This window comes from Bradyrhizobium sp. Pa8, assembly GCF_052588265.1.
Map to the genome: position 1 here is coordinate 3,529,235 of NZ_CP176767.1, position 23,399 is coordinate 3,552,633.

The window sequence follows — 23,399 nt, forward strand, 5'->3', positions numbered from 1 at the left end:
CGGGGTGTGCGCCATCATTCGTTCGCATGACGTTGACTGATGTGTCCCGGAATCGAAGGAGGGTTTGCATGAATAGCTCGCGCTTGCGGAATAGACGACGCATGGAGCCCGATCGTGGGGCCAAAACCCGGCTGTGATGCGCGTGGCTTGTGGGCGAATGATGGATGTTCACGCAAGCCGCGCCGACGGGAGACGCCGATCTACAGGCGATGGGGACGTGAGCTGTGCAAGCCGAAGGCCGGTCCGCGCGAGCAGGTCCGACAAGGCGGATGGTCTAACGGCGATCAGGTTATCGTCGTCCGGTCCCGGTATGTCAGGAGACGCCGGCTCGAGTCGTCCCGCCCTGAGATGGAAGAGCTCAAACCCGTGATCGGTCAGTCGGTCATACAGCTCCGCACGCGAGGTGCCGGCCCGCCGAAGGTTGAGCTCAGAATCCTCTATGTACAGACATCGGCAATTGGAAATGGTCTGGGCGGCGCCCTTGAGAAGATCGACTTCGAACCCTTCGACATCGACCTTCAGAAGATCGACCACCCGGTCTCCGACGATCGAATCGAGGGTTCGTACTGGAACTCGGAGCGCCGCGCTGCCGGCCGGAGGAGTAGCGCATGCGAAGTTCATGTCGTCACTCCGAAAGTCCGTGAAGACGAGCTCGCCTTCCGTGCTGCCGATCGCCGTGTTGTGGACCTCGACGGTCAATCCGTTCAGGCGAATGTTGCCCAGCAGATATTTGCAGATGCGCGGATGTGCTTCGATGGCGATGACTCGTCCGGACCGGGCAACGCGCATGGCGGCCGCGAGACTCAGCTGTCCTACATTCGCGCCGACATCGACGAAGGTTTCTCCGGGTTGCAGGTAAGATCCGACGAAGTCGGCGTCTTCGGCACGAAGGTTCCGCTTGCGCCAGAGTCCCGCGGACATGGAGCTGGGATAGAAACGCATTCTGTATCCGGCGGGAAAGCCGAAGGTGATAAAGCGGCACAATCCGCTCACCCACAGTCCGCGCGATAGCAGAAACCGAGCCTTGTCGGGCTCCTCTCGAATTCGAGCGAGCAGTTGATGCAATTTGCGCAAGGGTCCACCCATCTCTAGCGGTTAGCTGCTCGGCAGAGCGTAGGCCGACCGGAGCGTCCGGCCATCCTTCATTTGCATGACGATGATCATTCCGAGGCGCGAAGTTTCGCGGTCAGCTCGGTTGGCAGAAACACGGCGGCGCCGGGAGATTTAGAATCGACCGATGGATACCATCATGCAAATGAAGGATGGCTGGGCGTTCCAGTCAGCATACCGTTCATCGAACTGAGCTTGAGGGAAAAGCGATGAACCTGTTGCAGCCCGACGGGTCGGAAGGCATTCGAGATCCGGACGCCCGCCCCATGATTTCGGTGGCCATACCAACCTTCCGTCGACCGGATATGATACGCCGTGCGATTGAAAGCGTGCTGCAGCAGAATTACTCCGACTGGGAAATGGTGATCAGCGACGACGAAGGTCCAAAAGGCGTTAGTTGGAGCATTCTGTCTGAGTACGCGCGGAGCGATTCACGTATTCGGGTGGTCGAGAACCACCGAGGACGGGGCCAGGTTGAGAATACGAACAGCGCGATGCTCGCATGTCGCGGCCATTGGATCAAAGTCTTGCATGACGACGACTGGCTCGTGCCGGGATCGCTCGAGACTTTTGCGGAATTGGCGAGGACGTATCCCGCCGCTGCGTTCATGACCTCCACATCTCATCTCGTTCAGGATGAAGGCATAAAATACCGCCGGGGAGAGCAGGTCACGCTGTATTCGAGCCAGCAGTGCCTGACTGACCTCTATTTGGTCGGCAAGACCCGGGTGCTGGGGATTGTGCCGTCGACCCTGCTGATCAGCAGCGAGGTCATCCAGGCGGGTTGCTTGATGCGAAACTACAAGTCGATCAGGTGGGGAGTGGACCAGCTGTTCTTCGTCGACCTCGCCTGTCATGGCGACATGGTGGCGATCGACGACGGCCTGATCTTCTACGATATGACGGATCACGACAACATTACCGCTTCCAAATCGTTCACTCAGATCGATGAGGAGACCCTTGATCTCAAGAATCTGACCTGGAGCCTGGTCGAGGACAAGCAAGGGCTACCAGACCCCGAGACGGTCGTGCGTGCATTGCGGGTTGCGAGATTGCGCGGAAGATTTCGCCACCAGTCCTGGGGGGCAACGATCCGGGACGCGCTCCAGATCCTGCGTCCCTCGGTTATCAAGGCAGCAAACAAGGCGATCCGGGCGCGAGCGCGTACATCGGCAGCGGGCTCACTGGCTCGTGTGGGTCACGCCTGACGGAGCCGCCGCTGATCATTATCGGGACAAGGCGCTGGTCCGATCAGGGGCATCGAGACGTGTTACGAAGTCGAACACGGGGCCGCCCGCTACCCCCCAATTACTCGACCAGATCACCTGGGAACCGTCGGGCGACGGCGAGCCGTGAGTCTCGCTCCAGTAGTCGTGCGGGACGTTGCGTGTGTACGCAATGCGTCGGAATTCGCCACTGCCGTCAATTCGCAGAGCAATGACTTCCCGAGCGAAGGGCGCAAACTTTGGTAGCTGGGCGATCTCGGCTGGATCGCCGCCATAGCTTAGAATCACCCAGCCGGGCCAGTGGATCGCGCGCGTGGAAGCATGCGAGGCCTCTCCACGCGGAGCAAGGGCAGTAACCACGCCGTCATCCAGCCGGCGCTTGATCACCTGGTATATGTCGGGATCAGATTTGCTGATTCCGACGTATACCTCGCGTCCGTCAGCGTCCACGGCCATGTCGCCATGACTCGGACGATGATGTTCGGTCCAGCTTTGCACCAGATCGCCTGCGACGGTAAAGATGAATGCCTCATCCTTTCCGTCGACCCATCGGCTGCATCTGATGTAGCTGCCCAAGGCAGATATCTCGCAAACGCCGTCTCGCCCGGGCAGTTTTCCCACTTCGATATCCGGAAACTTCTGTCGGCTCACGAGGTCGAACGCGAACGCGACGACGACGCCGTCGGCGCGCGTGCCTCGCACGGCGATGCGCCGGCCGTCCTGAGAGGGATTGCCCTTGCCCGGTCCGAACTGAAGGCTGCGATAGCCCTCGGCCATCAGCATGATCTCTTCGGCGTTGGTTCGCGGCGTCCAGAGCGAGATCTTGCGCCCGATCACGCATATCATGCGCTCGGGATCGCGCGGGTGCCATTCGCACTCGTCTTCGCGTTGCCGGCGGAACAGCGGAACGTACGTCCGTCCGTCCAGAAAGCAGAGCCCGTTACAGCCGTTGGCGATCAGAAGCAGAGTCTGGTCAGCGTTCCAGGCCTGCGCGCTCGAATATCGGTGTGTGCAATAGGCTCGCTGACAGGCCAGGCCAGCGCCCAAGGGCCCCGGGGTCGTTATCCGGACGATCGTGGCGCCGGTGTCGGGGTCGGTGACCGGAACGAGATAGTCGGGCAAGTTCATGCTGCTGGCAGTCGAGAGCTTGGTCTTTGCAACAAGCGTCTGTGCGGCGGCGATGCCCGCCAATGCAAGCACGACGACCACGGCGCCGGCCAGGCCAATTCGCGTGTAGAGGGACGGAGACATCCGTATCATGCTCCATGGCAAGCAGGGGGCTCGGATCATCCAGGTGGGCAAGCGACCGATATGAGGTTCGAGGCTTGCCTGTCACCAGGTTCCTGCGGCGACCAGAAATACTGGTTCGACGATGCGTTCTAGCTGCTCGGTCCCAGCGCGCATCATTTGAATGCAGGAGACGCCCCGCGAAATGTTGCCGATCCACGGGAAGGTTCTGATCCTTTCGATCGATAGATCAGTCCGGCGCAATTAGCCGGGCGGCGCTTATAGGCGCCGCCCGGAATTTGTTGAAGGCTTGATGGGGCGTCAGGCCGATCGGCCAGGCTAGTCCGGCTCCGAGGCGCCCATTTCGTGACGTCCGCGGTCGCTTGGCACAAGGCTGAGCGTAGGTTCCCGATCGATTGACAACGGCAGCGCGTGACCATTCGAGACCCGCACCAGTGATCCGTTGTTCATTCCCCAAATTGCGGCCTGCGTCCTGTTCTGGACCCGTATCTTGCGCAGGATCGCCTTGACGTGAACCTTCACGGTCGCCTCGGCAATATCGATCTTTCGCGCAATGCACTTGTTTGAATTGCCCTCGATCAGATAGGAGAGAATCGCCCGCTCTCGCGGAGACAGATGAGGTGCTATCCGTTCTTCGGCCGCAACGAGGAGATTTGATCGCTCTTCGATCGCTGGCTGAAGTTGAGGCTCGCGATCGAGACCGCTATCGAGCACGAATGACAGGAAAGCCGGTGGAAACACCGTCTCGCCCATCGTCACGAGTTCGATGGACTTGATGAAAGCGTCGCATGAATTGACGTCGACGAAATAGCCGCTGGCGCCGGCCTTGTAGGCCGCGATCAACTCATCCGGCCGGTAGTGGTCCGAAACGATCGCTACGCGCGCATCCGGATAGTGCTCTCTTACAAATCCGATGTGCTTCATGGCTGCATCGAATTCGCCGGTGCTGTGGATAATCACAAACAGGAGCTGTTGATGTGCCTGGAGTGTGCTTGTTACTTCATCGGTGCTCGAGGCCGAGACCGCAATTTGAAAATCTGCAGCATGCAGTATTTGAGAAATTCCCTCTCGCAGCAAAATATTTCGTCCGATCAAAACAACTTTGCAGGATTGCCGCCTCCTCATCTTACCCTCCGCAACCAACGCAATGACACAACTTGAATGAAAAACACGCAGGAAAAGGAACAAGCGTCGTAAAGCCCGTTTTTTCCGATTTACAGAAGCCGGGCGCCGTTTAGTTAATAATTGCTGAAGGTTAGATTCGATCTTTCGATCTTGCCTATATACCTTTCGTTATAGGCCGATGGGTCCCCCAGCTGTTGGTGAACGGCCGTCGGAGATTGACTTGGGGGCGAAAGAGAATACTGATTCAACCTTTGAATGTTCGCCGTGAGCGGGTGAATCCGGTCGTGAAAGCCTTGCTCTATCGCGATGCTTTTCGAACTTGCCAAGTGGCACATGGATAGACCGCTCGCCAGCGGTTGTGAGCCGAGACCACCGGGTTCATACGGCCCTTTGATCCGGCGAACTTGATGTATATTGCGATCAGAGACTCGTGCGGTTATTTGCCTCATAGGTCCGCTTGGCCAAATGATACTTTAGGGAATTGCTCGAAGTTTATTTGTTGGTGATCAATTAATGTTGGAGCGGCAAGGGCGGGGGCCTGTTGCTTCAATCGCGGGAATTTTGGGGGCGGCAGGTTAGGGAGCGCCCGATGCGTCGTGCGACTGTAGTGATTGCAGACCGACATCCAATGGTTTTGCAGGGTCTCGCAAGTGTTCTTGGTTCAGAATCCGATTTTGAGGTCGTTGCATCCTGCGGTGATGCTGCGAGCTGCATCCAGGCAATTTTGACGCTTGCGCCCGACATAGCGATCATGGACGCGGCAATGCCAGAGCTGACCGCGCTGATGAACAATTCGCTCAGCCATTCGGACAGCCGACCAACGCGTTTTGTGTTCTTCGCGCCCAGCGAGGACTGCGATCTTGTGTTGGCGGGCGCCCCGGCCGGGTACAGTGTCCTTCTGAAGGAGATGACGGGCCAAGCCGTGGTGCAAGGCTTGCGCGACATTGCCAACGGCCAAACCGTCGTTCCGTTGTCGCCCGCGGATCAGGTCGCGCCTCGCGAGCAGAGTCCGAATCCGGAAAGCGCGCTCGCGGTGCTCACCGAGCGCGAGCGGCAGATCATGCGCCTGGTTTCTCGTGGTCTGTCCAACAAGGAAATTGGCCGCCGGCTCCACATTGCAGACGGCACCATCAAGGTTCACCTCCACAACATTTTCCAGAAGCTTGAAATCGGCAATCGCACCGCGCTTGCTGCCCTCGCCATCTCGCAGGATGACCGCGCCAATTCAGCGCAGGACAAACCGGCGCACGCTGGATCGGATCCGGTGGCCGGGGAGCGCTAAAGCATCATCTCACGCCGTTTGCAGTGCGATATGCGGTCATTTCGCCGAAGCGCAGCCGAACAGTTATCGCGCTGTCGGGTTGCGCAGGCGCCGGCAAGCCGCGTTCTGGGTCGCTTATCCCTCGACGGAGAACTGAAGAACGAACAGCGATCGGCCGCCAAGCTCGGGGCTGTCGCTGACTTCCACCTGCCAGGAAATGTAATGCAGGAGGGGGTCCATCACGTCGTGCTTGAGGATCTCGCCGCTCAGTTCGATCGCAGTAGTCCGTGCCGCGGAGATGTCGGGGAGATCAAGTCCGACATCGTCGAGCACTGAATGACCGTCGTGGATATGAAAGAAATACCGCGGCATGGATGTCTCCGGACAACGCGAACATTCCGATGACTGCTGCGAGCCCCCGCATCACGGTCGAGACTTCGCATCGCAGGGGGGCGCATAGCAAGCGGCTATTCTAGGAGGGCCCAATCATCATTGATGGGTACTCCGACGTTGATCCGTATGACCACGAATTCAGAATGAACAATTGCTTCTCGAGGACTACGATGATGTTGCGTCGACGGAGCCCACTTCGGCGCAGCGTTGCGGCCCCGGCCCTGCGAATCCCCAATGCCCCCGCCGGGGCCGCGCTCTTTTCGCAAGTCCCGCCTGGTCGTCCATCACCGCCGCGCAGAAGTTGCAACCGATACTCCGATCAGTCGGGAGCGGACGGTTTGACTTTTGGGGAGATGATCTCGAAAAAGTCATATCTGGTAGTAGTCGCGATACCAGCGGACGAAATTGGATATGCCGGTTTCGATAGGGGTGGAGGGCGAAAACCCGGTATCGCGCATGAGATCGCCAACGTCGGCAAACGTTTCCGGAACATCCCCAGGCTGCATAGGCAGCATTTCCTTCGCTGTGGTTCGTCCGAGCTCCTTCTCGATCAATTCAAGGACGTGCATCAGCGCTTCCGGACGGTTATTGCCGACATTGTAGAGCTTGGCCGGTGCGCCCGCCGCATCGGCGTTGTCCTCCGGAGCGCGCTCGATCAGGCGCGAGACGACGCGCGTGACGTCGTCGACATAGGTGAAGTCGCGCCGCATCCTGCCATGGTTGAAGAGCTTGATCGGCCTGCCTTTGACGATCGCGTCGGCGAACAGGAATATCGCCATGTCGGGCCGGCCCCACGGGCCGTAGATCGTAAAGAACCGTAAGCCGGTGACCGGGAGTCGGTACAGGTGGCTGTAGGAGTGGGCCATCAGCTCGTTGGCTCTCTTCGTCGCGGCATAGAAGCTGACGGGGTGGTCGGCCTTATGCCGGGTCGAAAATGGCAGCTCGGCATTGGCGCCGTACACGGACGATGATGATGCGTAGATCAAATGACCACAGGCGTTATGCCGGCAGCCTTCGAGGACGTTGAGGAATCCCTCAAGATTGGCGTCGACATAGGCGTGCGGCTGATCGATCGAATGCCGGACGCCGGCCTGAGCAGCTAGATGGATGACTCTCGCAAAACGATGTTTTGCGAACAACTCGGCCATCGTCGACCGATCTCCGAGATCAATCTGCACGAAGGAGAAACGCGGATCGCGGCGCAGAATGTCGAGACGCGCGCGCTTCAGGGCGGGATCGTAGTAGCTATTGATGTTGTCCAATCCGACGACCCGGCGTCCCTCGTCGAGCAGCCGACGGGCAACATGAAAACCGATGAAGCCAGCTGCTCCGGTCACCAGAACGTCGTCGGCAACTTGTTCTGAGCGAGATGACATTCGCTGTCCAAGTTAGATGGAGTTTCGAACGGCGAAGAAGGCGCCACCGATCGCAGCAAGTTAACTCTCAATCGCGCAGCATCTCGATGGCGCAAATGAGCGCACCTGACGATGGCGGCCGAGCCGAGCTGCCAGCAGCCGCTCGAACGGATTACTCCGTGCATCCTCGCCACTGTCTCAAATTCCAGGGGCGTAGCGTATGTAATGTCAGAGCGAACCCCGTCATCATCCATTTGCATGAAGATGAAGCCAGGCAAAACTGCAGAGTTGTTCCAGCGGCGGGCTTGCCCGACGTGGCCGTCGGCTTGGAAGTATGCGCTGTCGAACGATTGACGTCAGTGACTTGAGCGCAACGGCGTGGTCAGGGGTGTTTGCGATGAAGATGGTCCGTGTTGATGCTCTCGGCGCGAATGTATCGAGCATCGGTTTCGGCTGCGCGTCGCTCGGGGGGCGCGTTGGGGCTCGCAGGGGGATCGAGGGGCTCGAGCGCGCATACGACGCCGGAATAACCTGGTACGACGTGGCACCTTCGTATGGCGATGGGATGGCCGAGTCGATTTTGGGCCAATTCGCATCCAGGAGGCGCGGCAGCGTTCAAATCTGCACAAAGGTCGGGATGCGCCCGCGTGATACCTCTGCCGTTATGCGGATCCTGAAGCCGATGGCGCGCGCTGCTCTTGCGGTGTTTCCCGGGATCCAACCGCGCCTCTCCGCAATGAAGTCAAAGCCCTTCAAAGTGCCGCTATCGGCCGAGCTCATCAGGACGAGCATCGAAGACAGCTTGAGGCGACTTCGCACGGATTATGTAGATGTGCTTGCTCTGCACCGTCCCACCCGCGAAGAGGTCGTTCGCGAAGACATCATTCGAGCGGTGGAGCGCGTCGTCCAGGACGGGAAGGCGCGCGCAATATCGATTGCGGGCAATAACGAGGGCGGAATTGATGGCCTTCATGACGCGCTGCCATACCGGCTGATACAGATCGCCAATAATCCGTTCGAGCCGAATCTTCAGAGATCGACGGAGATTGGGCGGCGCAGGACGTTTGTCACATATGGATCATTTTCGAGCGTCGATCCGCTTGTCGCAAGGCTGGGATTGGAGAAGGAAATACTGAACGGCCTTCACGAGATGGGATACCGGGGCGACCTCACCGAGATCGCCGCTGCCTTTGTCGTGGATTATGCGCTGGCAACGAACTCGGCAGGAGTCTCACTATTTTCGATGTTTCGGAAAGAGCATCTCGCGTTCAATCTGCGCCGGTCAACGCAACTCCCAGCGCTTCATCAGCTCAATCGCATCGCCGCCGAGCTCTCGAACGGGCCGGGGCAAACCGAACGAATTTGCCACGCAGCGAATGACCGGCGCGTCGAGAGATGCTGATGGCGGCTCGGGCGGTGTCTGCTGCCACGATGGGACATGCATGTGCCGGTCGGTGTAGCGATCAAGTGCAGAGCCTATGGGCATGAGGTCTACTCCGTCATCATCATACAATCGGCGGCTGCGTGTGCTAGAATTGAGGTCCCACGATACTACTCGCCAATGTTGTCGACGATATTCGACAGGCGCGCGGGCGGCCGGGAGGCGGCTAGCTTGAGCGTCTCGCTGAAGCATGCGCAGCAGGGCAGGCCAAAGGCGAGGGCGCCAGGCCCCTGCCGTCGCACTAAGGAGGTTGGCCCCAATCGCGGTTGCGCTGGGCGGCGCGCTTCGTGGGGCCGTTGGTAGATGCTCGGAGAGAGGCCATGTGCGGAATTGTTGGTGTCGTCGGGCGGGGCCCAGCCTCTGCTCTCCTGTTAGATGCGCTGAAGCGGCTTGAATATCGAGGATATGACTCGGCCGGTATCGCCACTCTCGAGGACGGTTCGCTGACGCGACGTCGTGCAGTCGGAAAGCTCGCGAACCTCAAGAGTAGGCTCGACTCGGAGCCGCTTGCCGGGCGGATTGGAATTGGTCACACGCGCTGGGCGACGCACGGCCGTCCCGATGAGACGAATGCGCATCCTCACATGGTTGACGGTGTGGCGATCGTGCACAATGGGATCATCGAAAACCATCGGGAGTTGCGCAATGATCTCAAGGCGGCCGGTGCGCATTTTGCGACCGAAACCGACTCCGAAGTGGTTGCGCATCTCGTCAGCCGCGAGCGGAAGAACGGATGCGAACCGGTTGCAGCGGTGCGCAAGGTGCTCCCGCGCTTGAACGGAACGTTCGCGCTCGCCTTCCTGTTCGAGGGGCACGACAATCTCCTGATCGGTGCCCGAAAGGGCTCGCCGCTTGCCGTCGGCTACGGGTGCGGCGAAATGTTCCTGGGTTCGGATGCGATGGCGCTCGCACCTCTGACTGACATTGTCGCCTACCTAGAGGACGGCGATCTCGCCGTCGTGACCCGGGAGCAGATCGAGTTTATCGACGTGAACGGCGCGCATCTGCGCCGAGCGTCGGCCAAAATCGCCGGTGCGGCCGTGATTGTTCACAAGGGCGAGCATCGCCACTTCATGGCAAAGGAGATTCACGAACAGCCGGACGTGGTCGGGCAGACGCTTGCACAATACATCGCGCCCAACGGGACAATCAGGCTGCCGGCGGGCGTGGATGTGGACTTCGGGACAGTCGATCGCGTCTCGATTGTAGCTTGCGGCACCGCCTTCTACGCCGGTCTGATCGCGAGGTACTGGTTCGAGCGCTACGCCAAGCTCCCGGTCGAAATCGATATTGCATCGGAGTTCCGCTATCGCGACGTTCCATTTGGCGCGGGCAATTTGGCAATTTTCGTCTCGCAATCCGGCGAAACGGCCGACACGCTCGCCTCGTTGGAGTTCGCCAAGACCCACGGCCAGCGCGTTCTCTCGGTCGTCAATGTGCAAACCTCGACGATGGCTCGTTCGAGCCACATCGTGATGCCCACATTGGCCGGTCCGGAAATAGGGGTCGCATCCACGAAGGCGTTCACGTGTCAGCTGGCAACGTTGCTCTGCATTGCAATTGCGGCCGGTCGCAGTCGCGGGGTGCTCTCGGCCGAAGATGAGCGCTCACTCGTCCGAGCCCTTGCCGAGATCCCAAACTGTATGGCCCGCGCACTCGAACTGGAGCCGAAAGTCCATGAGCTCGCGCGCGAGATCGCCAGGGCCAGAGACGCTCTGTTCATAGGCCGGGGCACCAATTATCCGCTGGCATTGGAGGGAGCCCTCAAGCTCAAGGAAGTCACTTACATCCACGCAGAGGGCTATGCGGCTGGTGAACTCAAACATGGACCGATCGCGCTGATCGACAAGGGCCTGCCGGTCATCGTCATTGCACCGTGCGACGCGACGTTCGAAAAGACCATGTCGAACATGCAGGAGGTGATCGCTCGTGGGGGCCGCATCATCCTCCTGACCGACCAGAAAGGTGCTTCACTCGCCGCATCCAGTGGTTGCTCGATCCTGGCCTTGCCGGACATGCCCCAGATCGTGGCGCCGCTGGCTCTCGCAGTGCCACTGCAGCTCCTTGCCTATCATAGTGCCGCGATTATGGGGACCGACGTAGACCAGCCGCGGAATCTCGCGAAGTCGGTGACCGTCGAATAGGCGGCCCGGTCGCGCCACTTCCGTTGCGCTTCCGCTTCAGAAAGAGGTGCTGTCGGAATCAGGATGCCGGTCTGACAGGCGTGGACGCTCCGAAATGGGTGCCTCTTTCGACCAGTCCTCGTTCTCGGCCGCTCGGCGTAGAATCTGGCGACCTTCGGGCCGAGGTTAAGCACCGACGTCCGTAGGGCAGGCGGCCCCGCTATATTGTAACCGCGTTGGCGGGGCCGCTGTTGCTAACCAGCCGCCTTGCGCGCGCTCCGCGGCCGGGGTTCTCGCAGACTCCTCGGCATCGGGCCGCAAAGTCAGCCCGGTCAGGGAGTAGTCCTTTCGGGTTATTGGAAGACCGTTCCGCTTCGAGATAGCTTCAGACAAGCCCGTCCGGTCGACGAGCTCGTTTGGCATCTTACGTGCGCTTGGCGAGGGATCATGTCGGTTTTGACGGGGACGGCCGCCGCGGACATTCGACGCGGTGATATGATTAAGGTCATCAAGGGGAGGCTGTTCCCGGCGCTCCTTTACGAGCAATATGAGGGCGGCGCCGCCGAAGATATTCCCGAGGGCGCCCGTGCCTATTGCCTCAAAGACAAAGTCTGGCGAACGATGCCTCCGGGCTTCCGCCCCTCCTAGAGCTTATTGGCGAAGCAGCATCGCAAAATGGCCGAGCCAGGCTCGGCCAAGTCGCGAGCGGGTCGGGGCCGCAACCTCCGCGGTAGGTCTGGACCGACGGCGGAGCGCTGTGCGCGCAGACTAGCTGCAGCTCAGCGGCAACGGCTGGTCGGGGTGCAACTCGTACCAATCGTAGCAATCTGGATAGGCGCCGTAGAATCCGTATCCGGGTCGATAGTGACCAAAGCGGTGAAACGCATGCTGGCGCAGGCCGATGCCGCCGGCGCCGGCACGACCGCCGAATCCGAGATGTGCGCCGCCAAAGCCTCCCTCATGCGCCATGCCGCCGAAATGCGCGCCGCCGCCGAAACCCATATGTCCGCCGCCAAAGCCACCACCGCCAAAACCGCCGTGGCCGCCGCCAAAGCCACCACCGTGGCCCCCGCCGCCGCCACCGCCATGCGCGTCGGCCGCGCCGATGGCCAGGGTCGAGGCAAGCGCCGCCGTTGCCAAAATCATGATTGCTCGTTTCATGGGACACTCCTTTCGTGTCGATCTGCCTGGTCATCCATGCAGTCCGCTTCCGCGTCGTGCCGTCGCCAAAGCTCCTGATGACAAGGCTCGTGATGAAAGGAGAGGTAGGAGCGATGCGCGGCAATCCCACTAAATTCGACTTCAGGAACGAGGCGCGCCGGTAGGGAAGGTCATCCTGCCGCGAGGGGCCGCGGCCCACAGAAGGGGCGGGCCGAACGTTCCAGCCCGCCCCCGTCGTTCGATGAGGAGCGGCCGACCGAGGCGCCCGGCCGGCCAAGGAAATGCCGCGATCAGAAGCTGCCCGTGCCGGGCTCGCAAGGCACGTTGCTGCCGGTCCACGGCGCCGTCGCGAAAGCGCCGACGCGTGGCGCGGGAACGCAGACGTGGCCTCCCTGCTGATAGAAGGGCGCGCCCGATGCGACCGTATCGGTTGTCATCGCGGGCTGTCGCATGACGGCATGGTGCTCGCGAGCCATGACGGGTCCCCCGAGCACGGCGGCTGCAATCAATCCCGTCGACAAGAGTTTGAGAGTGGTCATTTCGGCTTCTCCTTTGATGAGATCAGGCCGACCAAGCGGCTCCCCATCAACGTATGGACGGCCCGGCGTTGTCCAAATGCACGAATTGCTCACCGGATTTCAACGGCCTGTGAGCCGACGCGGCGCTGCAAGCACGATCGTGCGAATGCGCAACATCCGTTGCCTTGAGAGTAACGAGGAGCGCATCGCAGGCATATGTTCATGAAGGCGCAGTTCAGAATGGAGGCGGAAGATGATCACGACGACAGCGAGGCGTATGGCCATCGCGCTGGCCCTGTTGGCGACGGGCACGGCACGCTTCCTGAATCGCTATTTAGTGGTGCCCCATTCTCCGCAGGACTATCTCGTCAGACAACGAGTGGCCTATGGCAGGCTGGCGCGGCGCCGCGCGTTCAGAGCGGGCGGGCATCGAACATGACGCCCCCGACCGCCGAGCCCGTGCTCCTCCGCCGCAGGCCGAAACGCCTCGCAGAACGTGGGAGCAGGATCATGACGCGGATTCTTCTGATCGAAGATGATGCCGAAACCGCCGAGGTGATCGTCGCCGAACTCGCCGATCGCGGTTTCGAGGTTCAATGGGCCCCTGACGGCGTCGACGGTCTCGATCGAGCGCGCGCAGCGTGTCCGGATGCCATGATCGTCGATCGCATGCTGCCCGGGATGGATGGACTGACCGTCATCGAGGCCTTGCGCAAGGATCGGGTCGGGACGCCGGTGCTGGTTCTGAGTGCGCTCGGCGCCGTGGACGATCGGGTACGCGGATTGCGCATGGGGGGAGACGACTATCTCACCAAGCCGTTCGCAATCATCGAGCTCGTCGCACGGATAGAGGCATTGCTGCGCCGTCCGATGGACAGCCGCGAGACCACGTTGCATGTCGGGCCGCTGGAACTCGACCTGATCGAGCGGACCGCGCGACGGGACGAGCGCGAGATCGATCTGTTGCCGCGTGAGTTCCGCCTGCTCGAATACATGATGCGCCGGAGCGATCAGTTGCTCACGCGCGCGATGCTGCTCGAAGAAGTATGGAACTACAAGTTCGTTCCGGCAACAACGAATCTGATCGACGTGCATATGGGCCGGCTGCGCCACAAGGTCGACGGTCCCGGCGATACGCAGCTCATCCACAATGTTCGCGGCTCCGGCTTCATTCTGCGTTCGCGCGCATAGAGACGCGAAACCCAGGGGCTCGCGGAGCACATCTCGGACGAATATCGAGTGCCGGTTCGATGCGCCAGATTCAGTTCATCCGTTCGAACACGTTCCTCTGGGCCCTGGCGGTGGCGGCCGCATTTGCGCTGTTCGTGGTCGGGCTGTTCGCGTTCACCTATTGGAAGCTCGACGACTATCTGATCGCACGATCCGACCGCATGATCACGACCCGGATCAACTTCATCGCCGATTTGCCGTCGGTGCGCCGCATCGGAGCGATCTCCGATCATCTCGAGCAGGATTCCAGAGGCGTGCAGTACGCGGGACTTTTCGATGGTGCAGGCACCCGGCTTGCCGGCAACATCGACAGCTTGCCGCGCGCGCTCGATCTCGGCGGAGCGGCGCAGGGTGTGCGGCTCGACCTCATTGAGAAATCGGCGGTCCACGGACCGGTCATCAGGGTCGTGGGCAGGCGTCTTGAGAACGGCGATGTCCTGGTGATGGGACGGAACGTCGATGAGACGCGCGAAATCTCGAGTGTCGTAGGGCAGGCGCTCGCGCTCGGCCTGCTGCCGGCGTTCTGCCTCTGTCTGCTGGCCGGAGCGTGGCTGAGCGTTCGCGCCCAGAGACGCGTGGAAGAGGTGAACCAGCGGGTGCAGCGGATCGTGGCGGGGGAGTTGCGTGAGCGGCTTCCGGAAGACAATTCCGACGATCCGTTCGCGCGGCTGGCCAGGATCGTCAACGGCATGCTCGCCGAGATGGAGACCATGATCAACGCGCTTGCCGGTGTCGGCAACGATATCGCCCATGATCTCAGGACGCCGCTCACGCGCGCACGCCTGGCGCTGGAGCGCGGCCGAACGCATGCGACCACTCTGGAGCAGCTCCAGGAGGTCACGGACAAGGCAATGGCCGGGATCGATCAGTCGCTCTCGATCGTCACCGCCTTGCTGCGCCTCACCGAGATCGAGAACAGCCGCCGCACCGCCGGCTTCGGTAACGTTGCGCTCGACGAGATCCTGCGCGAGGTGTGCGACGTCTATGAGCCTATCGCCGAAGACAAGGGCATCTGGCTTGGCGTCGTCATCGATCGCAACGTGCAGGTGTGGGGCGACCGGGACCTGTTGTTCGAAGCGATGGCCAATCTCGTGGACAATGCCGTCAAGTTCACGCCGCCCGGCGGCCAGGTGAGGCTCGAACTGGTGTCGGAAGACGACACGGCGCTCGTGCGCGTAACTGACACCGGCCCCGGCATCAGCACGCGGGAGCGCGAAGCGGTGCTGCGGCGCTTCTATCGTTCCGACAAGATGCGCAATACGCCGGGGGTTGGGCTGGGACTGAGCCTGGTGGCTGCCATCGTCAAGCTGCATGGCTTTCGATTGATCATCGGTCCGGCTCCCGGCGGACGGATCGAGATCCTTGCCTGGACCGGTAGGGCGAGCAAAGCCGCCGCATGCCGGTCCCGGACCCCAACTCTCGCAACCGTCGATCAGATGTGATGCCCCTCATGATGCGTGATCTTCTCGATGCCAGGACATGCCGAATGTCTGAAGGCGAATTCAGGTTTGTTACGCTCAATTCAGTGGCCTCCGCCTTCGCAGGCTTCCTAGAGTCCGCTCGCCGGTTTCGTATGTGGGAGTGACAGATGCAGATCCGCCACGAAGTAGCGAGGAATAGTGCCATGGCTGTCGCGGCCGGAGCCCCATCGCCCCCTTTCCTCAGCGCCTATTCCGCGGCCATCAAGCGCTATGAACTGCTTGAGCCCGGTCACGAGCAGCAGCTTGCACGCCGCTGGCAGGAGATGCGGGACCGCGGCGCTGTGAACGCGCTCGTCACGAGCCATCTCCGGCTCGCAGCTAAAGTGGCGCGCGGCTACAAGGGGTACGGTCTGCCCTTGGCCGATGTGATTGCGGAGGCAAATCTCGGCCTCGTCATCGCGGCGTCACGTTTCGAACCCGACCGCGGTGCGCGGTTCTCCACCTATGCGGTTTGGTGGATCAAGGCCTCGGTTCACGAATACATCCTGCGCTCCTGGTCTCTGGTCAGGATCGGCACGACGGCAGCGCAGAAGAAGCTGTTCTTCAAGCTCCGTAGCGAGATGAGGAAAGCCGCGGGCGGCGCGGTGGCGGCGCTCACGCCCGATGTCGCCGAAACGATCGCGGAAAGGCTCGACGTCACGGCGCGTGAGGTGATCGAGATGGATTCCCGACTGAACGGTGACATGTCGCTGAACGCGCGCGTTGGCGACGACGAGCAAGGAACCGAGTGGGAAGCGTTGCTGGTCGATCAGGGGATCGACGCGGAGACGGTGCTCGCCGATCATGAACAGACGGAGCGCCGTACCAACGCCCTGCGCGTTGCGCTGGGCATGCTCACGGCGCGCGAGCGTCATATTCTGGAGGCGAGGCGGCTGGCGGAATGCCCGGTTACGCTGGACCAGCTCGGATTTGAGCTATCGATCTCCAGCGAGCGGGTTCGGCAGATCGAGATCCGCGCCTTTGCCAAGGTCAGGCGAGCCGCGATTCTTGCCGTGCAGGATGCGGCACGCAAGCGCTCTAACCGCGCCTCGGGCTCAAGGCCGCGGGAGCTCACCGCTCCATGAGCGATCGAGAAGCGGTGATGCCGGTACGAATGATGTCTGTCCTGCCGCGGAGCATCTGAATTCGTTTTCATTTGAACGGATGCTCTCCCGTCCTCATCTGTTCAATGATCCCGCGCAACTTGCTTCAGGCAGAATCACCATGGGAATTGTTCGCTTCGCGCTGCGGTTTCCGCACACGTTCTATGTGCTTGCGGCGCTGATCCTGTTCCTCGGCGGCATCGCGATTTGGTCGATGCCGACGGACATTTTTCCGGAGATCCGCATCCCCGTCGTCACGGTGGTGTGGAGCTACACGGGCCTGTCGACGCCTGAGATGGAGCAGCGCGTCAGCACCTACAGCCAGTATTCGATCAGCGCCAATGTCAGCGGCATCAAGAACATCGAGGCGCAAACCCTCAACGGCCTGTCGGTTCAGAAGATCTACTTCCAGCCGGACGTCAATCTCGACCTCGCGATCTCGCAGATCGTCTCGGCAACCAACGCCATCCGCGCCCTGATGCCGCCGGGCATTCAACCGCCGATCATCGTGCAGTTCAATGCATCGAGCGTGCCGGTGCTACAGCTCAGCCTCGAGTCCAATAGTCTGAACGAGCAGCAATTATACGATTTCGGCATCTACCGTGTCCGGCAGCAATTGGCGCCTGTTCCGGGCGTGACGCTGCCCACGCCTGCCGGCGGCAAGTACCGCCAGATCATGGTCGACATCGATCCGAACAAGCTCCTGTCGCGTGGATTGACGCCGCTCGACATCGTCAATGCGGTGAACACCCAAAATCTGACGCTGCCCACCGGCACGACGAAAATCGGCGACACCCAGTACACCGTTCGAACCAACGCCACGCCGGCCTCGATCAAGGATCTCAACATGATCCCGGTCAAGTTCGTGAACGGGGCCACGATCTTCCTGAAGGATGTGGCCCAGGTCCGGGACGGCTCCCAGGTCCAGCAGAACATCGTGCGCGAGGACGGTCATCGCGCCGTGCTGCTCAGCGTGATCAAGAACGGAAATGCATCGACGCTCGCTGTCGTCAACGGGGTGAAGAAGGCGTTGAGTTCGATTCGCGCGGCGGCTCCTGCAGGGCTGAAGATCAACGAGCTGTTCGATCAGTCGGTCTTCGTCACCCATTCGGTCGATGGCGTGCTGCGCGAGGGCGCGATTGCGGCCGGCCTCACGGCGCTGATGATCCTGCTGTTTCTGGGATCGTGGCGATCGACACTGGTTGTCTTGATCTCGATCCCGCTGGCGATGCTGTCTTCGCTGGTCGTGCTGTATTGTCTCGGCGAGACCTTGAACACGATGACGCTCGGCGGGCTTGCACTCGCGGTCGGCATTCTGGTCGACGATTCCACGGTGACGATCGAGAACACGCACCGGCTCTGGACCGAGGAAGGCATGCCGTTGCCCGATGCGACGCTGCACGGGGCGGCTGAAATCGCGGTACCGACGCTCGTCTCCACGCTCGCCATCAGCTGTGTGTTCACCTCGGTCGTCTTTCTGGAAGGGCCGGCCAAATACCTCTTCACCCCGCTGGGCCTGGCGGTGGTGTTCGCGATGCTGGCGTCGTATGCGTTGTCGCGAACGCTGACGCCGATCACCATCGGCCTGCTGCTGAAAGGCGAACGGCGCCATGGCGAGGGCGGAAGCCCCTCGGGCATCTTCGGTCGCGCTTCGGCGATGTTCGAGCGCGGGTTCGAACGTCTGCGCAACGGTTACTCCGACCTGCTGTTGACGTTGCTTCGGCATCGCGTCGTGGTGCCGATCGTCGCGGTGCTGGTGCTGGCGCTCGGGGCCACCATGTTCATCTATGTCGGCAGGGACTTCTATCCCCTGATCGACGGCGGCCAGATCCAGCTCCACGTTCGCGCGCCTGCGGGCACCCGCATCGAGAAGACGGAAGCGATCTTCCAGGCGGTCGAAGACAAGATCCGCGAAGTGATTCCGGAGCGGGACCGGGCGCTGATCGTCGACAATATCGGGCTTCCGGCGCGTCCCTACAATCTCGCATTCACCGACGGCTCGACGATCGGTGTGAACGACGGCACCATTCTCGTGTCGCTCAAGGACGGACACAAGCCGACCGCGGACTACGTCAGGAAACTGCGCCAGGTGCTGCCGGCGGCATTCCCGGAGGATACGTTCTATTTCCAGGCGGCCGACATCGTGACGCAGATCCTGAACTTCGGTCTTCCGGCGCAGATCGATGTCCGCACGGTTGGTTATGGCGCCAACAATCTGGCCGTGGCCAAGGAGCTGCAGAAGAGCCTCGCGGCGATCCCCGGGGTCGTCGATGCGCACCTGCAGCAGGAAGTCGATGCTCCGGCGTTCTATGCCGACATCGACCGCACCCGGGCCGCGCAGCTGGGGCTCAATGCCAGCACGGTGGCGACCGATATCAATGTCAGCCTCAGCTCGTCGGTTCAGGTCTCGCCGAACTTCTGGACCGATCCGACGTCGGGCATCCCGTATTATCTGGCCGTGCAGACGCCCGAATACAGGGCCAATTCGCTGAACGCACTGGGAAATACCCCGGTGTCGGCCTCGCTTGCCGCGAGCGGGCAGACGGTGCCCGGCCTCCTCAGCAATGTCGCGACGTTCAAGCGGGGGAGTGTCCCCACCAATTCGAACCAGGCCAACGTCCAGCCGGTGTTTGAAGTCTATGCGAGCGTCCAGGGTCGCGATCTCGGCGGCGTCGCGGCCGATATCAACAAGGTCACCTCCACACTCCAGAAGCAGCTCCAGCCGGGTAATTCGATCCAGGTCCTGGGACAGATCCAGAGCATGAATCAGTCGTTTCGCAATCTCGGAATCGGCCTGCTGTTTGCCGCCATCCTGGTCTACCTGCTGATGGTCGTGAACTACCAGAACTTCGGCGATCCCTTCGTCGTCATCATGGCGCTGCCGGCGACCTTGTGCGGCATCCTGACGATGCTGTTCATTACCGGAACGACACTGAACGTGCCTTCGCTAATGGGGGCGATCATGGCGGTCGGTGTCGCCTCCGCGAATTCGATCCTGCTCGTAACGTTCGCGCGTGATGAGCAATTGAAGGGGCATTCCGCGTTCCAGGCGGCGCTGAGCGCGGGCCGCACCAGGATCCGGCCGGTCCTGATGACTGCTGCCGCGATGATCGTGGGCATGATCCCGATGGCGCTCGGAGGTCCGGGCGAGGAGCAGAACGCCGCGCTCGCGCGCGCGGTGATCGGCGGACTGCTGTTCGCGACCCCGACGACATTGCTGATCGTGCCGTACCTCTTTGCCATGCTGCGCAAAGGTAACGATGGCAAGCCTCACCACGGCGTATTCGAGGAGCAACCGGAATGAGCGACGTTCGTGTGCGGACCAATGACGAAGAGGCGAGGGACCCGCCCGATGCGGAGAGCCGCCGCGTCGTCGAGCTCCCGGGCAAGGCCGCGCCGTCCGGACGCCGTTACGGCGGCGCGCTGCTCGGAGGAGGGATGCTTCTGCTGCTCGTGGGCGGCCTCGGCATTGGCGGCTGGCGGCACTATCAGGCGGCGCGTGAGGTCGCTGCAGTGGCGGAGCAGGTGAGAACCGCCGTTCCGGAAGTGCGGGTGGCGGCGGTCCGGCCCAGCGGGGACCTGATGAAGGTTACCTTGCCGGCGACGACGACCGCGTTCGAGGCAGCCAATATCTTCGCGCGGACCAGTGGCTACATCGAAAAGCGCTATGTCGATATTGGCGATCGGGTCAAGAAAGGCGATCTTCTCGCGGAAATCACCGCTCCGGAGCTCGACCAGCAGATCGCCCAGGCCCAGGCGACGCTGGCCCAAAACCAGGCCGCCTTGCAGCAGGCGCAAGCGAGCCGGGAGCTTGCCGACGTCACCAACGCCCGGGACAGCAATCTGGTCAAGCAAGGCTGGCTGACGGCACAGCAGGGGGACAACGATCGTCTCACCCTGCGTGCACAGCAGGCGGCCGTGGGCGTCGCCCAGTCGAACATCACAGCGCAGGAGGCCCAGATTCGAGTCCTCCAGCAGGAGAAGGCCTATCAGCGCGTGGTGGCGCCGTTCGACGGCGTGATCACACAGCGCAACGTGGACAATGGCAGCCTGGTCCAGGCTGGGTCGACCTTCATGTTCACGCTGATGCATTCCAACGTGATCCGAACCCAGGTCTTCGTGCCGCAGGACGAGGCCTTCGGGGTCGCGCCGGGCGTCGACGCGGATATTCGCGTCCCCGAAATTCCGGGGCGGACGTTTCCGGGGAAAGTCACGCGCATCGCAAGCGCATTGCAGCCGGGAAGCCGGACTCTGCTGACCGAGATCGACGTGCCCAATCCGGACGGTGCCTTAAGTCCCGGCATCTACTGCACGGTCGAGCTGTCGATCCCGCGCAAGACGCCGTCGATGACAGTCTCGTCCGATGCGCTCGTCTTCGATCAGAACGGTCTTCATGTCGCGGTCGTGCGGAATGGCACCGTTCATCTGCAGCACGTCTCGATCGCGCGGGACTTCGGTACCACGGTTGAAGTGCGCGAGGGCCTCCAGCCCGGCGACCAGGTCGTGCTCAATCCGGCGGTGAACCTGGCGGATGGTAGCAAGGTCACCATTCGCAAGGTCGAGGTCAGTTAGGAGCACAGAGATGATCCGGATCGTGCTCGCAACAATGATCGCGCTGCTGTTGGGCTGTTCTTCGAGTGAGGCGCAAGTCTCAACGATGGGCACCACGGCGATGGGCCTTCCAACCGTACCGGGGGCGATCGTCACCTCGCCGCTCAATAGTCCGGGTCCGTTTTCCGCAACAACTGAGCCTGGCGCTCCCGACACGACGCTGGCGCCTGTTCCGCTCGCCTCGGATCCGACGACGCCGGGTACGGTCGTCGTCTGCGCCACGCCATCGACGTCTCCGATGCCGGTGCCGGCGACCCCGATCGTATCGAGCATCGGCTCGTCAGCGTCAGGCATCGGCGCTCCGCTATTGCCGGTCGCAGGGCAATCCGGCAGCTCCACCGGAACGATTTCCGCAGCGGCCCCGGCGGGAACGGGGACGACGGTCGCATGCAGTTCGACGCCGGGAGGGCTCGCGGCGAGCGCTGCGACCTTGCCGCTCTCGATCCCGCAAGTGCCGGCCAGTCTCGCGCCCGGCACGATCCAGGCGGACACCAGCGCCGCCGGCGGCACCGGCATCGATCCAAATGCCGCTGTCATGCCGAGCCCGAACAGCACGGTCTGCGCGGAAGGCGTCTCGATGAACCTCGCAGCGCCTGCGACCGTGTTGCCGGCCAACGCCTCAGGCGCGGCGCCGACGCCGGGAGTGTCGCCGATCTTGCCGCCGGGATGCTGAGGCGACGCCGCTACAGGACTCTCGTCGCACCGCGTGCGGATCGGGGGACGCCACTTCGGCTGGCATAGCCTTGACCGTACCAGCGCTTCACGTTGCCGGGCGTAGCTTCAAGACTTCGGCGTCGGGCGGCAGCATCGTTCCACCGTCCCGATATTTCCAGTCCACCATCACGCCCTTGTTGCCCCGTACAGTGGTGCGGCCGACGAAGGTCCCCATGGTGCTCTGACGGTCGATGGAACGCCAAATCGCCGGGCCGAACGGCGTTTCGAAGCCGACGTTGCCAAAGCCGTCGGCCATCGCCTCGGTATCGAATTTCCCGAGCTTCGCGATCGGTGCCACGATGGAGCTGATCAAGGCGTGACCGACCACGGATCCCATCGTGGGAGCCTCGCCATATCGTGCGGAATAGGCCGAGACGAAGGCGTTGTTGGCGTGATCCAAAACCTCGGTCACCGGATAGCCGGTCACGATCCATCCTTCCGGTGCGTCCTGCCCGAGGGGAAGAAGGTATTCGGGTTCGCCGGTCGTGAACGACACGACGTGTCGCCCTTCGAACAGGCCACGATCATTGCCTTGCCGGACAAATCTGGCGAGATCGGGTCCGAAGGTGACGTTGAGGATCGCTTCGGGTCTCTGCTGCGCGAGGGCGTTGACGACCACGCCGGCATCAATGGCACCCAGCGGCGGCCACTGACTGTTGATGAACTCGACGTCGGGACGACGGCGGCGCAGAAGCTGCGTGAACCATCTTACGGCCGACTGCCCGTATTCGTAGTTCGGGGCGATCGTCGCCCATCTCGTCGCCCTTAATTGAGCTGCCTCCTCCACCAGCATGGCTGCCAGCATGTATGTCGAGGGGCGGAGCCGGTAACAATATCGATGTCCCTGCTCCCAAACGAGGGCGTCGGTGAGCGGTTCGCTCGCCACGAAGAGGATCCGGTTTTGCCGGGCGAAGTCGCTGATCGCCAGTCCGACATTCGACAGATATGTGCCTGCCAGAAGATCGACGTCATTCCGCCGCACCAGTTCTTCGGCGGCACGCAGCGCGACGCTCGGCTTGCCTTCGTCGTCCCGGCTGATGACCTGCAGTTCTCGCCCGAGGAGGCCCCCGCTTGCATTCAGCTGTTCGACCGCCAACTGCCAGCCGCGACGATAGGGCAGGGTAAACGCGGGCGCGCTGCTATAGGAGTTGATCTCGCCGATCCTGATCGGTCTCGTGCCCTGGGCGCGGATGATGCCGGGCGAAAACACCGACGCGCCAACACCGCCTAAGACCTGTCGTCGAGAGATGCTCATCTGGTACGATCCGGAGGATTGAGTGTGAGGGCTGGTCCAGCGCCGCAGGACATGCCGTCCCGGTC

Annotated in this window: 20 protein-coding genes; 12 read left to right on the forward strand and 8 right to left on the reverse strand. The window is 61.7% G+C overall.

All coding sequences use genetic code 11. From position 1 onward, the window contains the following. Nucleotides 1-168: 168 nt before the first annotated feature. Nucleotides 169-1,074, reverse strand: coding sequence for an FkbM family methyltransferase (locus ACKWRH_RS15730; protein ID WP_445221298.1), 906 nt, complete (start codon nt 1,072-1,074; stop codon nt 169-171). Between the two features lie 245 nt (nt 1,075-1,319). Here ACKWRH_RS15730 and ACKWRH_RS15735 point away from each other — a divergent pair, with 245 nt between their 5' ends. Further along, complete coding sequence (locus ACKWRH_RS15735) at nt 1,320-2,318, forward strand: glycosyltransferase family 2 protein (RefSeq protein WP_445221299.1); 999 nt, start codon at nt 1,320-1,322, stop codon at nt 2,316-2,318. Nucleotides 2,319-2,336: 18 nt separating this feature from the next. On the opposite strand, the gene ACKWRH_RS15740 is transcribed toward ACKWRH_RS15735, so the two are convergent. Then, nucleotides 2,337-3,587, reverse strand: coding sequence for a hypothetical protein (locus tag ACKWRH_RS15740; RefSeq protein ID WP_445221300.1), 1,251 nt, complete (start codon nt 3,585-3,587; stop codon nt 2,337-2,339). A gap of 315 nt (nt 3,588-3,902) precedes the next feature. Continuing rightward, nucleotides 3,903-4,709 (reverse strand): LuxR C-terminal-related transcriptional regulator, encoded by an 807-nt coding sequence (locus ACKWRH_RS15745; protein WP_445221301.1) that lies wholly within the window; start codon nt 4,707-4,709, stop codon nt 3,903-3,905. Nucleotides 4,710-5,298: 589 nt separating this feature from the next. Here ACKWRH_RS15745 and ACKWRH_RS15750 point away from each other — a divergent pair. Further along, nucleotides 5,299-5,991, forward strand: coding sequence for a LuxR C-terminal-related transcriptional regulator (locus ACKWRH_RS15750; protein ID WP_445221302.1), 693 nt, complete (start codon nt 5,299-5,301; stop codon nt 5,989-5,991). A gap of 114 nt (nt 5,992-6,105) precedes the next feature. On the opposite strand, the gene ACKWRH_RS15755 is transcribed toward ACKWRH_RS15750, so the two are convergent. Both ACKWRH_RS15755 and ACKWRH_RS15760 read right to left on the reverse strand, forming a co-directional pair. Further along, complete coding sequence (locus ACKWRH_RS15755; RefSeq protein WP_014496384.1) at nt 6,106-6,342, reverse strand: DUF6894 family protein; 237 nt, start codon at nt 6,340-6,342, stop codon at nt 6,106-6,108. A gap of 389 nt (nt 6,343-6,731) precedes the next feature. After that, on the reverse strand, nt 6,732-7,739 hold the full coding sequence (locus tag ACKWRH_RS15760) for an NAD-dependent epimerase (RefSeq protein WP_445221303.1): 1,008 nt from the start codon (nt 7,737-7,739) through the stop codon (nt 6,732-6,734). Nucleotides 7,740-8,115: 376 nt separating this feature from the next. On the opposite strand from ACKWRH_RS15760, the gene ACKWRH_RS15765 reads away from it, so the two are divergent. The 3 genes from ACKWRH_RS15765 to ACKWRH_RS15775 all read left to right on the forward strand — a co-directional run bounded on the left by ACKWRH_RS15765 (nt 8,116) and on the right by ACKWRH_RS15775 (nt 11,930). After that, nucleotides 8,116-9,120 (forward strand): aldo/keto reductase, encoded by a 1,005-nt coding sequence (locus tag ACKWRH_RS15765; protein WP_445221304.1) that lies wholly within the window; start codon nt 8,116-8,118, stop codon nt 9,118-9,120. A gap of 359 nt (nt 9,121-9,479) precedes the next feature. Continuing rightward, nucleotides 9,480-11,303, forward strand: coding sequence for a glutamine--fructose-6-phosphate transaminase (isomerizing) (gene glmS / locus ACKWRH_RS15770; RefSeq protein WP_445221305.1), 1,824 nt, complete (start codon nt 9,480-9,482; stop codon nt 11,301-11,303). A 426-nt stretch (nt 11,304-11,729) separates the two neighbouring features. Beyond that, the gene (locus ACKWRH_RS15775; protein ID WP_445221306.1) at nt 11,730-11,930 is read left to right on the forward strand and encodes a hypothetical protein; all 201 of its coding nucleotides are present in this window, start codon (nt 11,730-11,732) and stop codon (nt 11,928-11,930) included. 120 nt (nt 11,931-12,050) lie between these two features. On the opposite strand, the gene ACKWRH_RS15780 is transcribed toward ACKWRH_RS15775, so the two are convergent. After that, nucleotides 12,051-12,443, reverse strand: a complete 393-nt coding sequence (locus ACKWRH_RS15780; RefSeq protein ID WP_445221307.1) for a hypothetical protein — start codon at nt 12,441-12,443, stop codon at nt 12,051-12,053. Between the two features lie 290 nt (nt 12,444-12,733). After that, nucleotides 12,734-12,982, reverse strand: a complete 249-nt coding sequence (locus ACKWRH_RS15785; RefSeq protein WP_445221308.1) for a hypothetical protein — start codon at nt 12,980-12,982, stop codon at nt 12,734-12,736. 232 nt (nt 12,983-13,214) lie between these two features. Here ACKWRH_RS15785 and ACKWRH_RS15790 point away from each other — a divergent pair, with 232 nt between their 5' ends. From ACKWRH_RS15790 to ACKWRH_RS15820, 7 genes are all read left to right on the forward strand, one after another. Next, nucleotides 13,215-13,400 carry a hypothetical protein gene (locus tag ACKWRH_RS15790; protein ID WP_445221309.1) on the forward strand — a complete coding sequence of 62 codons (186 nt, stop codon included), beginning with the start codon at nt 13,215-13,217 and terminating at the stop codon, nt 13,398-13,400. A gap of 71 nt (nt 13,401-13,471) precedes the next feature. Then, complete coding sequence (locus ACKWRH_RS15795; protein WP_014496376.1) at nt 13,472-14,152, forward strand: response regulator transcription factor; 681 nt, start codon at nt 13,472-13,474, stop codon at nt 14,150-14,152. Nucleotides 14,153-14,211: 59 nt separating this feature from the next. Beyond that, a complete protein-coding gene (locus ACKWRH_RS15800; protein WP_445221310.1) occupies nt 14,212-15,633 on the forward strand; it encodes an ATP-binding protein in 1,422 nt (473 codons plus the stop codon). A 146-nt stretch (nt 15,634-15,779) separates the two neighbouring features. Further along, nucleotides 15,780-16,736: an RNA polymerase sigma factor RpoH gene (gene rpoH, locus ACKWRH_RS15805; RefSeq protein ID WP_445221311.1), complete on the forward strand. Its 957-nt coding sequence runs from the start codon at nt 15,780-15,782 to the stop codon at nt 16,734-16,736. Nucleotides 16,737-16,875: 139 nt separating this feature from the next. Continuing rightward, nucleotides 16,876-20,058 carry an efflux RND transporter permease subunit gene (locus tag ACKWRH_RS15810; RefSeq protein ID WP_445221312.1) on the forward strand — a complete coding sequence of 1,061 codons (3,183 nt, stop codon included), beginning with the start codon at nt 16,876-16,878 and terminating at the stop codon, nt 20,056-20,058. After that, nucleotides 20,055-21,326: an efflux RND transporter periplasmic adaptor subunit gene (locus ACKWRH_RS15815; protein WP_445221313.1), complete on the forward strand. Its 1,272-nt coding sequence runs from the start codon at nt 20,055-20,057 to the stop codon at nt 21,324-21,326. The genes ACKWRH_RS15810 and ACKWRH_RS15815 overlap by 4 nt, the downstream gene beginning before the upstream one ends. A gap of 10 nt (nt 21,327-21,336) precedes the next feature. Next, a complete protein-coding gene (locus ACKWRH_RS15820; RefSeq protein ID WP_445221314.1) occupies nt 21,337-22,038 on the forward strand; it encodes a hypothetical protein in 702 nt (233 codons plus the stop codon). 87 nt (nt 22,039-22,125) lie between these two features. On the opposite strand, the gene ACKWRH_RS15825 is transcribed toward ACKWRH_RS15820, so the two are convergent. Then, nucleotides 22,126-23,334 carry an ABC transporter substrate-binding protein gene (locus tag ACKWRH_RS15825; RefSeq protein ID WP_445222411.1) on the reverse strand — a complete coding sequence of 403 codons (1,209 nt, stop codon included), beginning with the start codon at nt 23,332-23,334 and terminating at the stop codon, nt 22,126-22,128. Between the last annotated feature and the right edge of the window lie 65 nt (nt 23,335-23,399).

Coding starts and splice junctions, on each gene's coding strand:
- ACKWRH_RS15800 (WP_445221310.1), top strand. CDS start 14,212: ATGCGCCAGATTCAGTTCATCCGTTCGAACACGTTCCTCTGGGCCCTG.
- glmS (WP_445221305.1), top strand. CDS start 9,480: ATGTGCGGAATTGTTGGTGTCGTCGGGCGGGGCCCAGCCTCTGCTCTC.
- ACKWRH_RS15785 (WP_445221308.1), bottom strand. CDS start 12,982: ATGACCACTCTCAAACTCTTGTCGACGGGATTGATTGCAGCCGCCGTG.
- ACKWRH_RS15815 (WP_445221313.1), top strand. CDS start 20,055: ATGAGCGACGTTCGTGTGCGGACCAATGACGAAGAGGCGAGGGACCCG.
- ACKWRH_RS15740 (WP_445221300.1), bottom strand. CDS start 3,587: ATGTCTCCGTCCCTCTACACGCGAATTGGCCTGGCCGGCGCCGTGGTC.
- ACKWRH_RS15820 (WP_445221314.1), top strand. CDS start 21,337: ATGATCCGGATCGTGCTCGCAACAATGATCGCGCTGCTGTTGGGCTGT.
- ACKWRH_RS15810 (WP_445221312.1), top strand. CDS start 16,876: ATGGGAATTGTTCGCTTCGCGCTGCGGTTTCCGCACACGTTCTATGTG.
- rpoH (WP_445221311.1), top strand. CDS start 15,780: ATGCAGATCCGCCACGAAGTAGCGAGGAATAGTGCCATGGCTGTCGCG.
- ACKWRH_RS15825 (WP_445222411.1), bottom strand. CDS start 23,334: ATGAGCATCTCTCGACGACAGGTCTTAGGCGGTGTTGGCGCGTCGGTG.
- ACKWRH_RS15795 (WP_014496376.1), top strand. CDS start 13,472: ATGACGCGGATTCTTCTGATCGAAGATGATGCCGAAACCGCCGAGGTG.
- ACKWRH_RS15745 (WP_445221301.1), bottom strand. CDS start 4,709: ATGAGGAGGCGGCAATCCTGCAAAGTTGTTTTGATCGGACGAAATATT.
- ACKWRH_RS15750 (WP_445221302.1), top strand. CDS start 5,299: ATGCGTCGTGCGACTGTAGTGATTGCAGACCGACATCCAATGGTTTTG.
- ACKWRH_RS15780 (WP_445221307.1), bottom strand. CDS start 12,443: ATGAAACGAGCAATCATGATTTTGGCAACGGCGGCGCTTGCCTCGACC.
- ACKWRH_RS15790 (WP_445221309.1), top strand. CDS start 13,215: ATGATCACGACGACAGCGAGGCGTATGGCCATCGCGCTGGCCCTGTTG.
- ACKWRH_RS15760 (WP_445221303.1), bottom strand. CDS start 7,739: ATGTCATCTCGCTCAGAACAAGTTGCCGACGACGTTCTGGTGACCGGA.
- ACKWRH_RS15735 (WP_445221299.1), top strand. CDS start 1,320: ATGAACCTGTTGCAGCCCGACGGGTCGGAAGGCATTCGAGATCCGGAC.
- ACKWRH_RS15755 (WP_014496384.1), bottom strand. CDS start 6,342: ATGCCGCGGTATTTCTTTCATATCCACGACGGTCATTCAGTGCTCGAC.
- ACKWRH_RS15775 (WP_445221306.1), top strand. CDS start 11,730: ATGTCGGTTTTGACGGGGACGGCCGCCGCGGACATTCGACGCGGTGAT.
- ACKWRH_RS15765 (WP_445221304.1), top strand. CDS start 8,116: ATGAAGATGGTCCGTGTTGATGCTCTCGGCGCGAATGTATCGAGCATC.